This window comes from Micromonospora craniellae (assembly GCF_014764405.1).
GTDB lineage: Bacteria > Actinomycetota > Actinomycetes > Mycobacteriales > Micromonosporaceae > Micromonospora > Micromonospora craniellae.
Genome location: NZ_CP061725.1, coordinates 2,084,508 through 2,097,209, shown reverse-complemented (window position 1 = coordinate 2,097,209; position 12,702 = coordinate 2,084,508). Strand labels below are relative to the sequence as shown.

General features: G+C 73.9%; 8 protein-coding genes. 7 read left to right on the top strand and 1 reads right to left on the bottom strand.

Going from position 1 to position 12,702, the window contains the following annotated elements; translation table 11 throughout:
* Complete coding sequence (locus ID554_RS09540) at positions 1–702, top strand: golvesin C-terminal-like domain-containing protein (protein WP_117230087.1); 702 nt, start codon at positions 1–3, stop codon at positions 700–702.
* A 40-nt stretch (positions 703–742) separates the two neighbouring features.
* Positions 743–2,185 (top strand): hypothetical protein, encoded by a 1,443-nt coding sequence (locus ID554_RS09535; protein WP_147333547.1) that lies wholly within the window; start codon positions 743–745, stop codon positions 2,183–2,185.
* A 10-nt stretch (positions 2,186–2,195) separates the two neighbouring features.
* Here ID554_RS09535 and ID554_RS09530 read toward each other — a convergent pair whose 3' ends face one another.
* Positions 2,196–2,894, bottom strand: a complete 699-nt coding sequence (locus ID554_RS09530) for a LuxR C-terminal-related transcriptional regulator (protein WP_117230085.1) — start codon at positions 2,892–2,894, stop codon at positions 2,196–2,198.
* Between the two features lie 163 nt (positions 2,895–3,057).
* Here ID554_RS09530 and ID554_RS09525 point away from each other — a divergent pair, with 163 nt between their 5' ends.
* The 5 genes from ID554_RS09525 to ID554_RS09505 all read left to right on the top strand — a co-directional run bounded on the left by ID554_RS09525 (position 3,058) and on the right by ID554_RS09505 (position 12,689).
* The gene (locus ID554_RS09525) at positions 3,058–6,123 is read left to right on the top strand and encodes a hypothetical protein (protein ID WP_117230084.1); all 3,066 of its coding nucleotides are present in this window, start codon (positions 3,058–3,060) and stop codon (positions 6,121–6,123) included.
* Between the two features lie 164 nt (positions 6,124–6,287).
* Positions 6,288–6,830 carry a sigma-70 family RNA polymerase sigma factor gene (locus ID554_RS09520; protein WP_223884506.1) on the top strand — a complete coding sequence of 181 codons (543 nt, stop codon included), beginning with the start codon at positions 6,288–6,290 and terminating at the stop codon, positions 6,828–6,830.
* 58 nt (positions 6,831–6,888) lie between these two features.
* Entirely contained in the window at positions 6,889–8,535 is a 1,647-nt protein-coding gene (locus ID554_RS09515; RefSeq protein ID WP_223884505.1) for a S8 family serine peptidase, read from the top strand.
* A gap of 7 nt (positions 8,536–8,542) precedes the next feature.
* The gene (locus ID554_RS09510; RefSeq protein WP_117230082.1) at positions 8,543–11,284 is read left to right on the top strand and encodes a right-handed parallel beta-helix repeat-containing protein; all 2,742 of its coding nucleotides are present in this window, start codon (positions 8,543–8,545) and stop codon (positions 11,282–11,284) included.
* A gap of 25 nt (positions 11,285–11,309) precedes the next feature.
* Positions 11,310–12,689, top strand: coding sequence for an EsaB/YukD family protein (locus ID554_RS09505; RefSeq protein WP_117230081.1), 1,380 nt, complete (start codon positions 11,310–11,312; stop codon positions 12,687–12,689).
* Positions 12,690–12,702 lie beyond the last annotated feature (13 nt).

Sequence of the window (12,702 nt, the reverse complement as noted above, 5' to 3'; positions counted from 1 at the left end):
GTGGACCCCACCGAGGCGACACAGACTCCGGCCCGGCGGGCGGTGCGGTGGCGGTCGGACTTCGTCGCCGCGTTCGTCGAGCATGCCGGGTCGAAGCCGGCCAGTGACCGGTTGTCGGTCAGGCTGCCGACGCTGATCACGGTGACCGCGGTGTGTGTGCTGCTCTCACTGGTCGTGGGCGTCTTCTGGCAGCTCATCAGCCCGCGCTCCAAGGCCGGGGCGACGGACCCGGGCTACACGGCGGTCGCGGGCTGGGGCTGCGACGGCACCAACGAGCACGGGTTCGACGTGCAGGGACGGACCGACCAGTGGCGTACGGTGGCCGGCGGCGGTTGGGCCGAGGGCGGCTGTAGGGGCACCTTCCAGACCCTGCCGATCAGCAACGACGCTGGCCAGTACGCCCAGTGGTGGTTCGTCCCGTCCACCGGCGGGCAGTGCCGCGTCGAGGTGTACGTGCCGCGCGATCCGTCCGCTGCCGGTACCTGGGTGACCAGCGTCCGCTACGAGGTGCTGGCCGGGCGCGGCGGTGTCGGGTACGCCGAGTTCGAGGTCAACCAGGCGCAGAACACCGGGCGCTGGGTGGATGTCGGCGCGTTCCCGCTGCGCACCAACGAGTTGGCGGTACGGGTGACGGCGCGGGCGGCGGGAGCCGCAGACGCCCGGCTCGCGGTTTCCGCCGTACGTGCCACCTGCGGCCGGTGACGACCGTCGGCAGCCAGTGAGTCGGAAGTGGAGGGGAACAGTGCGAGGGCTACGCCGGATCGTCGTGGTGTGCCTCACCGCCCTGGCCGTGATCGGGCCGGTCGGGCCGGTCCACGCCGCCCCGGCCGACACGCCGACCGCCCCGGCCGGGTCCAAGTACTACGTCGTCGGTGAACCGGTCGCCGGCCAGCGCGAGTCGCTGTACGAGATCGCCGCCCGTACCCTCGGCACCGGCCGGCGGCACCTGGAGATCTTCGAGCTGACCAGGGGCCGTCCGCAGCCGGACGGTGGGCAGCTGACCGACCCGATGGTCCTGAAACCCGGCTGGATTCTGACGCTGCCCGCCGACGCCAGCGGCCCCGGCGTGTACGACGAGTACCCGGTGGCGACCCAGGCGGCACCACCGCCTACTCGGGACCTGGCTACTCCGGGGCGGCAGGGCGCCCCCATCTTCGAGGCCATCGGGGTGTTCGCGGCCGTCATGCTGTTCGCGGTGGCGGTGGCAGTGCTGCGCGGTGGACGTGGTGCGCGACAGGACACGGCGCGGCAGGTGAATGACCCGCTGCCGCTGTCGGACCCGCCGTCGCCGTCGGACGTACCACCGGTGCACGGCCACCCGGGGCGGTCCGGCCTGCCGCCCGCCGACGCCGACCGCGAACTCGTCCTGGCCGGGGCACACTCCTCCGCGCCACCGGTGATGGACCCGTACCCGGCGACCGCCACGTCACGGACTCCGCACCTCCCGCCGACGACGCCCGAGCGGCCGGAATGGCCGACGGCGCCGGACCGGCCCACCCCGCCCGAGCGGCCGGTGCGGCCGTCGCTGGGCGATCGGCTGCGGCCGGTGGGACCGCCCTCCCTCGAACTGCCGCGCCGGACGCCGACGCCGTCACCTCCGGTGCCGCACCTGCCGGAGTCGTCCGCCGGTAGGAGTCGGCCGGAGGTCGGCGACGCCGAGCTGAGCGCCGACCTGCGAGCCGAGGGGCTCGACCTGAGCGTGTCCCTGAACGGGGCCCGGGACGCTGCGGCGGCGCCGTTCGGCTGGTACGGCCCCGGCGAGGCGCCACCGGCGGCGACCCTGCCGCTGCTACTCGGCGACCGCGACGGCTGGCGGCTCTACGTCGACCTGGTCCGTTGCCCGGACGTGCTGACCGTCGCCGGCAGCCTGCCCGACGGGCAGCGGTACGCCCGACGGCTGATCCGGCAGGCCCTGGCCGACGGCAACGAGGTGACGGTGGTCGGGGACATCCTCGGCGACTCCCTCCCGAACGGGTGCAACCGTGCGGAACAACTGTCCGACGTGGAGCCGTCGCCGACTCCGGGCATCGTGGTGTGCGCCCGGCTCGCCAACGGAGATGGACGGGTGGCCCGCGAGTTGCGGACGGCCGGTGTGCAGGTGCCGGTGGTTCTCGGTGAGGTGACCCCGTCCCGCTGGTCGATCTCGGTGCGGCCGACGAAGGAGCCCGGTGCCGAACTGTCCTGAGTGGAGGGGGCTACGAGGCGGCGCGCCAGCCGTGGGTCAGGTGGCCGTGGGACAGCCGACCGTGTGCGACGCGTCCCTGGGCCACATGACCCAGCTCGATCGCCATCCGGGTCAGCTCCGCCTTGTTGGTCACGTTGAGCTTGGCCCGGATCCGCTTGGCGTACGTGTTCACGGTCGCCTGGGACAGGCCCATCCGGGTGGCGATCTGCGCGTGGGTGAGCCCGAGCGCGATCCAGCGCAGCGTCTCCACCTCGCGCGGGGCCAGGCCGTTCTCGTCGGCGTCCGCCGGGCGCGACAGGTCCGTCGCGAACCGGTCGGCCAGCTCCGCGCCGATGTGCAGCCCGCCGGTGGCGACCACCCGCAACGCCAGGCGTACGTCGGGTTGCTCGGCGTACCGGGTGATCACGCCTCGGGCGCCGGCCCGGACGGCGGAGAGCAGGCCCGGCGGCTGCTCCCAGGTGGCGCAGACCAGCGGCGCACCACGGGTGGCCAGCTTCCCGATCAGCTCCAGCACGGTCCCGCCGGGCAGCGCCGGCAGGTCGATGAAGATCACCCGGTAGTCGGCCGGTCCGGCCTGCTCCAACTCGCCGACCGAGGCGACCGAGGGGCCGAGCGCGAGCCCCGGCTCGTCCTGCACCAGCCGCTCCATCCCGACCCGCGACAACGGCTGGTCGCACACGATCGCGACCGTACCCAGATTCTGTTCCATTGCCGTTCCCCTTCTCTGCCCGGTGCATCCCACGACGGACGCGGGACTCGCCGTGTTCAGTGCGGTGATGGCACGGACTCGCCGACGTCGGATTGAGAAAACCAGGTGCCGCCGTCCGTTGAGAGGACGTGCAAGGGGGGACATCGAGGAACGGACGAGCGTCATGACCGGCAGGCTGCCGCCGACACCGGCTACCCGGGGGTGCCCGGAGCACCGGCGGATCGACGGGCTCTACGACATCTGGCTGCGTACCGGCCCGGACGGCATGCCGGTCGCCGTGCGCGGCAGCGGGACGCCGCTCGACGCCGCACATCTCGCCGACCTGGTCCGCCGTGGCGGTGGGGCCGGCGACGACGTACGGATCATGATGGACGGCGCCGAGGCGCACGTGGAGATCTTCGCCGAGCTGGCGGGGATCCTCGGTCGGGACGTGCTGATCAGCCCGATCGGCAGTGTGCTGCGTTACGACGGCGACCGCGAGCCGGAGCCCAGCCTGGTCGACGCCCGTACCGGGCGACCGGCGGAATGGCTCGTCGTCCAACCTCCGGCGATGGCCACCGACCTGCCCGGCTGGTACGAGACGACGGGCGGCGTGCTGCGTCCCCGGTCCGGTGTCGTCGCCGCGCCGCTGCCCGGTGGGCTCACGTTGGCCACCCGGGCCGATTTCGTGGCCCGCCGGGCCGCTGCGGTGGACCTGGCCCCGGGGCACCCGGAACTGACCACGATCGGGGTGTCGGTCCGTGGCGGCGGCTTCGTGGTCGGCGACTACACCGGCTCCTACCAGGTGACCGGTGGGCGTCAGCTCGCCGCGGCCCTCTCCGACGTCCCGCTCTACGGCAGTGAGATCCGGATGTGGTTGCACTGGCCCTCCGACCCGGAGGAGCGGCAGCGTCTGCACGCCAACCTGACCGCGTTCGCAAAGAACACCGGGGCGATCGTCTGGGCACCGGAGCGTACCTCTGCTCTGGAGATCCTGGAGAGCTGCCAGGACCTGAGCGCGGTGGACCGGGCGGGTGGGCCGGCCGAGTGGCGTACCTACCTGCCCCCGATGGCCGGCTCGCCGCGCTTCGAACCGGACCAGGACGGCCGACTGTCACCGGCCGGGCGGATGGTCGTCACCCCCTACCCGGGTGCGCCGCTGGTCAGCGTCGCGCCTGCGCGGCAGCGGGCGATGAACTCGCGGTACAGCAGTCTGCGGGCCCAGCACGGGCTGTTCCGGATCGACCTGACCATTCTCAACGACGGCCGGTGGGCGGTGCAGTACGCCGACTCCGGGCCGCACGCGCTCGGGCCACGGGTACTGCAACGGATGCTCCGTACGGCCGGTTGGCAGGGGGAGGACCTGCTGCTGCTGGCCAGCTACCCGGCCTCCGCCGAGGCCGGGGTGCGCCGCTACGGCAGCCGGTTGGTCGAGGGACTTCGCGCCGAGGTGTGGGTGCTGCCGCCGGAGGCCGCGTTCGACACCGTCGACGGTACGGCCCGGGCGGTCGACGACCGGGGCCGTCCGGTCGACTGGCAGCGCCTCGACCTGGACGACTCGCAGCGGCGTTGGCAGAGCGACGACGGTGTGCTGGTGACGGCCGAGAGCAGCGGCCGACCGGCAGCCGCCGATCGTCCGTCCGGCACCGGTCGTCCGGCGACGTCGTCGACGGCGCGGCGTCCGGTGCCCGAGCAGCTCGGGCCCCGGCGTCCGGTGCGCGGACGCATGCCGGAGCCGACCGACACCGACCCGGATGCCGGGCAGCGGAGCGCCGCGACCGGGGCGACGCCGTCGGCCGACCGGCAGCAGGCGGGCGAGCCCGGGCTGTCCGCTGCGCCCCCGGCTTCCGACGCCCGGGCGTACCCGGGTCCGCCGTCGGCGGGGCGTACGCCGGTGGTGACCTCGGGCCCGGTGTCGCCGGTCCCGGTGCACGCCGCCCTTCCGCCGCCCGTGCCGCCGCTTCCCGTACCGGCTGTGGCACCCTCGTCGCCCGCCGGGCCCGCTGCGGCCGACTCGTTCCCGGAGCTGTCGTCGGCCGCACCACCTCCGCCGCCACCAGCACCTCCGCCGCCGAACCGGACGGGCGGCTGGGCCCAGCCCCACCGGACCGAGCCGAGGCGCGTCGAGCGGCAGATCGCCCCGCCGCGACCGGTGGTCGGGCCGGTGGTGGGACCGCGCGCGGTCGCCGGGTCGCCGCCGAGCATCGGGCCGCAGCCGAGTGCCGGACCCGGCGTCGGCCACGACCAGGAGCTACCTTCCGCTGCTGGTCCGGCTCTGGAACGCGGTCCGGGGGCAGTGCCCGGGCGTCCCGTCGGGCCCGCCCCGCCGGGTGGGCTCGAACTTCCGGTCAGTGCCGCCCCCCGGCTCGGTACCGTCCGCCGGCCGGTCTCGCACGCGAGCTACTGGATCGCCGAGCGGCCCACGGTGAACGCCGAGCCGGTCGAGCTGTACGTGGTCGCCGGCTGTTCGCCGGCCGACGCCACCGGCACCGGCGTACCCACCTCGAACCTGTTCCTGGTCGGCACGCTCCGTCCGCCGGTGCCCGCCGCGCTGCGCGCGGACGAGCACCTGCTGAGGGTACGCGTCCTCGCCGGTGGCGCGGTGGACATGTCCTCGATCACCGTGCACGAGCCGCCGGCCCTGCACGAGCTGCTCGTCGACCGGGACGAGTCGTACCTGCTCCCGGGCGGTCTGCTGGGCCGTACCCGGCTCGTCGCCGGTTACGGTGTCGACGCGTCGGGACAGTACGCCCCCCAGGCGGTCGCCGAGTCCACGCCTCCGCTGGCGCTGCGCTGCACCGGTGCGGCACACGGCATCGAGGGGTTGCCGGCCGACCTGCCGCGCTGGCCGTACGACGCCGATGCGCTCGCCTACGCGCTGGTGCGCGACCCCGGGTCGGCGACCCCGAACCAGGGCCTGGTGCTGCTGCGCAACCGGCCACGAGCCCGTCAGGGCCGGATGCTGGTGCAGTTGCGGGTGCCGTGGCGGTGTGCCGTCGACGTCCGGGCGACCGTGGCGCAGATCGGCGACCTGCCGCAGATCCACTCGGCGGCCGGCTCGATGCTGGAGGCCGGAGCGAGCCTGCTGCTGCCCCGCGAGGCCAACGCGCAGGTCGAGGTCGTACGGCTGCTCTCGGCGGGCCGGCTCGGCTGGCGGACGGTGGGTGAACCGGAGATGTCGCTGGCCGACTTCCTCGCCAGCCGGGCGGATGCCACGACCCGGCCGGGCAGCACCGCCCCGACCCGGTAGGGCAGCGCCGTCCCGACCCGGCCGGACTGCGCTGCCGGGACCAGACCTGGGCCCCACTGAGTCCTTCGGCTCACGCCGCCCGCGGCCCGGATCACTAGCGTCCCGTTTGAGCGGTGCTGGGGAAAGGTCCGGTCCTGGGGAGGGCTGCAACGATGGGTGCCAACGTGAGTGTGCAGGAGCGGGTCGAGGCTGATGCCGACCTCGAAGATCGGATGCGTCGCGTCTTCGCGGCGAACGCCCAGCCGTTGTACTACTACCTTCTCCGGCTGACCCGGGGACAGGGCCAACTCGCCGAGGACCTGTTGCAGGAGACCATGCTGCGGGCCTGGTCCCGGCTGAGCGAACTGCCCGCCGACGACGCCACGATCCGCCGGTGGCTGTTCATCGTGGCGCGGAACCTCTCGATCGACGTGGCCCGCGCCCGGGCCGCCCGCCCGACCGAGGTCTACGGGATGGACGTGACCTGGGCCCACTCGCCGGACGACGAGTTCGACGGCCTGCTCGACCGGTTCGCCCTGGCCGACGTGCTGCGCAAGCTCACCCCGGAACACCGGGCGGTGCTGGTCGAGCTCTACTACGGCGACGTGTCGGTGGCCGAGGCGGCGGCCCGGATCGGCATCCCGGAGGGGACCGTGCGGTCGCGGTCGTTCTACGCTCTGCGCGCCGCCCGGGGCATCATCGGGGAGCCCGCCGAACTGGCGGCGTGACCGCCAAACTCCCGACGCGGCGGCTGAACGACACGGCGGTCGGGACCGTCGTGGAGTCGTGAGTCCGCACCGGGACGGGCACGACGAGGGGGCGAGGGAGATGTTGGTCAGCCGGTACCCGTCACGGGTGGGACGGTACGTGGTGGTGGTGCTCGGCGTACTGCTGGCCGCGCTGCCCGTCCTGCCGGCCCGCGCCCAGGCCGCACCGTACGTCAAGTACTACACGGTGGAGTCCGCCTACGCAGGCAAGCCGGAGGGCCTGCGCGACATCGCCGAGCGCTTCCTCGGCAGCCGGGACCGTGCGGAAGAGATCTTCAACCTGAACGTCGGACGGGCACAGCCTGGCGGCGGCGCCCTCACCGACCCGAGTCAGCTGCGCGCCGGTTGGCGTCTCGTGCTGCCGTGGGACGCGGTCGGCAGCGGGGTCGAGTACGGCTCGCTACCGTCTCCGGCACCCCCGAGCACCCGTTCACCTTCACCGGGAGCGTCCGCCGCGCCACCTGCCGGTACTCCGTTGATCCGCCCCACCATCGGTGCCAGCCCCAGCCCCAGCCCGAGCCCGAGCGGCACCAAGAACTCCGGTGCCGGGGGCGCCAAGTGCGGATCGGCGGCATCGCGCGGTGACAAGGACCGTGCGGACTGGGCGGAGCGGCGCATGTCGCCGGAGCGGGCGTGGTCCCGCAGCCGCGGTGAGGGCCAGATGATCGCGATCGTGGACTCCGGGGTGGACGGCAGCCTCGCCGAGTTGCGTGGCCGGGTCACCCAGGGCATGGACGTGGTGGCCGGCAGCGGCCGGGGCGACGTCGACTGCCTCGGCACCGGCACCGCGATGGCCGGTATCGCCATCGCCCAGTCCGGCTCGAAGCGCAAGGTGACGGGGGTGGCTCCGGAGGCGACCGTGATGCCGATCCGGGTGGTCACCACCAAGGCCGAGGCGCAGCCGGCGGACCAGGCGGCCGGCATCGAGGTGGCGGTGGCCGCCGGTGCCACCGTGATCGCGCTCGGGTCGTACGTGGACCCCAACGTCCCGGCGGTCGCCGAGGCGATCGCCACCGCGGTCAAGCACGACATCGTGGTGGTCTCCGCCGCCGACCTGGAGTCGAGCGACCCGGAGTCGGGGCTGCCGGAGCAGGGCATGTTGCGGGTCGGTGGCATCGGCGGGGACGGCAAGATGGCGGACAGCTACCGCGCCGGCGGGGTGGACGTCGTCGCCCCCGGCGTGGACGTGGCCAGCCTCGGGATCGGCGGAGCGGGTGACTTCGTCGGCAGCGGCACCCAGTACGCGGTCGCCTACACGGCCGGCCAGGCCGCCCTGGTGCGGTCCGCGTACCCGAACCTCTCGGCCGCTCAGGTGACCGAACGGATCCGGAGCACGGCCAGCCGGACCGCCGACACCCCGGAGGACCCCGCCTCCTACGGCGACGGCGTCATCGACCCGTTCACCTCGGTGAGCGCCGCGATGGAGAACGACGGAGGGGCGGCTGCCCCGAACGGCCCGTCCGCCGATGACAGCGGATCGTCGACCAGCGGTGGCCAGGTGGCGATCTTCGTGCTCATCGGCTTGGTGCTGGTGGCCGTCACGGCGCTGTCGGTGTTCCGGCTGCGTACCGTGCTGCGCTCCGACGACCGCAAGGATCCCGAACCGGAGTTCGACCCGCCCGCGAACCGTCCGACCGACCACTCCGATCCACAGCGGTTGAGGTGATCGCCCAGTGACGGGGCAGCCCGCGGTCTCCACCCCGACCAGCGCACCGTCCGGCCGGATCGAACGGGTCTCCACCCGCCCGTGGAGTCGGCACCGCACCATCTCCTCGGCGATCCGGGCGGCCCGCGACGGCGGGGTGGTGTCGGTGGTGGCCGGGGTGTACCGCGAGTCGTTGACCGTCGACAAGTCCGTCACGCTGGTGGCCGAGAACGACGGCGGCGCGGTCGAACTGGTCGCGCCGCACGGGCCGGCGCTCGCCGTACGGTCCGGGTCGGCCACGATCCGCGGGTTCGTGTTGAGCGGCTCCGGTGCCGTGGTGGTCGCCGCCACCGGCCGGATCGCGTTGGAGTCGACCACGGTCACCGGAGGCGCGGTCCAGGTCAGCGGGGACGCGTCGGCGACGCTGCGGGACTGCGCCATCCTGCGTACCGGGGCGGCGCCCGGGCTCATCGTCGCCGACCAGGCGACGGTGGAGGGCACCTCGGTCGAGGTGACGGAGACCGGCGGCGCCGCCGTCGAGGCCGCCGGCAGCGCCCAGGTGACCCTGGTCGACAGCCGGATGGGCAGCGTCGGCGGTGGCGCGCTGGTGGCGGAGAACGCCACACTGACGCTCACCCGCTGCGAGATCGGGCCCAGCGGCGGCGTGGGCGTCGAGGTCAGCGGCGGTGGGCAGGCCCGGCTGACCGACTGCCAACTGCACGACCTGGCGGCCGAGGGCATCCGGATCAGCGGCAGTGCGACGTTCGGCCCGGACTGGTGGCCGCCGCTGCGGCCGGAACACGCCGGAACGCCGGGCGCCGGGGAGACCGGCGAGACCGGTGGGGTACTCGTCCGACGGTGCACGATCAGCCGCGCGGCCTCCGCCGGGGTGCTCCTCGCCGGGTACGGCCACCTGCACCTGGACGAGTCGACCGTGGACGCCGCGCGGGGCCCCGGGGTGCTGGCCGGTGGCGACAGTCGACTCTCGATGGCCGGCAGCCGGATCAACCAGGCCGGTCAGACCGCGCTCGCCGTCCGGGAACGCGCCGAGGTCCGCCTCACCGACGGTGCCTTCGCCGATTCGGCCGCCAACGGGCTCTACGCCGCCGACGACGGGCGGATCCTGATGCACGGCTGCGAGGTGCGGCGCTCCGAGTACAGCGCGGTGCACCTCACCGGCACGGCCAGCGCCGCGCTGGTCGAGTGCACGATCGCCGACACCCCCGAGTTCGGGGTACGCGCCTCCGACCGTGCCCTGCTGCGGGTGGAGGGCGGCACGATCACCGGCGCGGGACTCGGCGGGGTGCAGATCGACGGCGGCGCCGACGCCGAGTTGCGCGGCTTGACCGTCAGCGACTCCCGGGCCGGAGTACGCGTGGACACCCCGCACCGGCCGCTGCTGACCGACTGCGAGGTCCGCGACGTCGAGCAGACCGGTATCGAGGTCGCCCCGCATGCCGCGCTGCTGGCCCGGCACTGTCGGATCGCCTCCTGTGGCGCGGCCGGGGTGCTCGTCGACGCGTACGCCACGCCGACGCTCGAAGAGTGCGAGATCACCGACATCGGCGGCAGCGGACTGGTGCTCTGGGAGGGCGCCGCGCCGACGATCCGCAGCCTCACCGTGCGCGAGTGCCGCAAGAACGGCGTGTACGTGGGTGACGGCGCGCACGGCACCCTGACCGACTGCGACATCTCCCGGACCGACTACCCGGCCGTACACGTCGGCGTGGACGCCGATCCGGCGCTGCTGCGCTGCCACGTGCACGACGCCGGGGCCGACGTCGACCAGACCGACCAGGGCCGGGCGACCTTCGAGGAGTGCTGGAGCACCGACGTCGCCGAGGCGACCCTGCCGACCGAACCCGTCGCCGCCCGCGCGGTGCCGGCCGCTGCCGGTCCGCGCCGCCCCGCCGCCCCGACGCGAGCCGGTGCCTCCAGCAAGGTGCCGGAGCTGGCCGACCTGCTCGCGCAGCTCGACGACCTGGTCGGGATGGCCCGGGTCAAGCGGGACGTGGGCACCATGGTCAAGCTGGTGCAGACCGTCAAACGTCGTCGGGAGGCCGGTCTCGCGCCGCCGCCGATGTCCCGGCACCTGGTCTTCGCCGGCAATCCCGGCACCGGCAAGACCACCGTGGCCCGGCTCTACGGGCAGTTGCTCGCCGCGCTCGGCATGCTGGAACGCGGCCATCTGATCGAGGTCGACCGGGGCACGCTGGTCGGCGAGTACGTGGGACACACCGCACCGAAGACCCAGGCGGCCTTCCGCAAGGCCCTCGGCGGCGTGCTCTTCATCGACGAGGCGTACGCCCTGGTGCCCACCGGTGGCGGCACCGACTTCGGCCAGGAGGCGATCTCGACGCTGGTCAAGCTGATGGAGGACCACCGGGACGAGGTGGTGGTGATCGTCGCCGGCTACCCGGACGAGATGCGGCAGTTCGTCGCCGCCAACCCGGGCCTCTCCTCCCGCTTCTCCCGGACGCTGAGCTTCGAGGACTACTCGTCGGTGGAACTGGTCCAGATCGTGGAGAAGCAGGCGAGCCGGCACCAGTACCACGTCGCGGAGGGCGGTCGCGCCGCGCTGCTCAGCTACTTCGACGGCGTTCTGCGGGGCGAGGGCTTCGGCAACGGCCGGTTCGCCCGCAAGGTCTTCCAGATGATGACCGAGCGGCACGCCGCCCGGATCGCCGAGATGGACGCGCCCAGCACCGCCGAGCTGAGCACCCTGGAGGCCGACGACCTGCACGTGGACGACCTGGAGGTGGCCGGATGACACGGCTCGGGTGCAGGGAGGACCGATGAGCGGCGAACGGAGCCGGATCACGGTGGTCGGCACCCGCCGCCGGTTGGACGTGTCGGTGCCCTCCGGGGCACCGGTCGGCGAGTACTCGGCCCGCCTGGCCGAGATGTGCGGCCAGGACCGGGCCGACGTGCTTCCACCGGCCTGGTCCCTGGCCCCCGCCGGCCACCCGCCGCTGCCGCTGGACGCCACCCTGCTCGACGTCGGCGTGGTCGACGGCCAGGTGCTGTACCTCCGCGACGCCGCCCAGGAGCCGAACGACGCGCCACTGGTGGAGGAGATCGAGGAACTCGTCGCCGACGAGACCCACCGGCATCGCCAGCAGCGGCTCCGGGGCGGGACGATCGTCCTCAGCCTGGGTCTGCTCTGGACGACGGTGGCCGCGATCACGGCCGGACTCCGGTTCGAGGGCGGTGCCGGCACGGCCGCCGGGCTCGTCCTGGCCGGGTTGGGTGTGCTCGCCGGAGCGTGGAGCCTCACCCAGCACCGCGAGGTGGTGCCGGACTGGCTGCGGATGGCGGTCGCGCTGACCTCGGTGCCGTGTCTGGCGGCGGCCGGCATGCTGGTGACCCGCGTGCTGGGCGTGACGGCGTACCGCTGGGACGGCGCGGTCTTCGGCGCCTGCCTGGCCGCGCTGATGGCGCTGGTGGTCATCCCGACCGCCGCGTTGGTCGTGGTGCAGTTGCACCTGACCGTCGGCCTGGCGCTGGTGTCCCTGATCCGGGCGCTGGACACCGACCGCGCCGGTGCCGCCGCGATGGTCACCGTGACGGCGATGGGGATCATCGCGGTGGCCCGGCGGATCGCCGCCACCGTGGCGTCCTGGGGACAGCGCCGACCACCCGACCAGACGGCCGCCCTGCCGGTCACGGTCGGCCTGGTGGACCGTTCCCACCGCCTGCTCTCGGTGGTGCTCGTCGGTCCGGCGCTCGCGCTGGCCGCAGCGCTCCCGGTGCTGGCCTGGAACGGCGGCGGCTGGGCGGTCGCGTTGACCGCGGTGGCCAGCATCGCCCTGATGGCCCGCTGCCGGCTGGTGGCGTTCTCCGCCGAACTGCTCCTGCTCGGCACCGCCGCACTGGTCGGCTGCTTCAGCCTGATCCTCGCGGTCGTCGGGATGCTCGGCGCGGGCCCCGGCGCGACGCTGGTCGTGCTCGTGCTGGCCGGGCTCGGCGTCGCCGGAGCCGGGGTGGCGCTGAGCCTGTTGCGTCCCTCGACGCCCGAGCCGCCGCGCGACGGGCCGATGGTGCACCCCTCGGCCCGTCGCCGCAGCCGCGCCGAGGTGTTCGGGGTGATCACCAGTCTGCTCATGGTGCCGTTGGCGCTGGGCGTGCTCGGCGCCTTCCGGCACATGGTCGAGGTGGGACGCAGCATCTTCTGACCCCCGTGGGGAC

Bases quoted from the DNA above. Each gene is read 5' to 3' on its own strand.
- ID554_RS09530 (WP_117230085.1), bottom strand. From the start codon at position 2,894: ATGGAACAGAATCTGGGTACGGTCGCGATCGTGTGCGACCAGCCGTTG.
- ID554_RS09505 (WP_117230081.1), top strand. From the start codon at position 11,310: ATGAGCGGCGAACGGAGCCGGATCACGGTGGTCGGCACCCGCCGCCGG.
- ID554_RS09525 (WP_117230084.1), top strand. From the start codon at position 3,058: ATGACCGGCAGGCTGCCGCCGACACCGGCTACCCGGGGGTGCCCGGAG.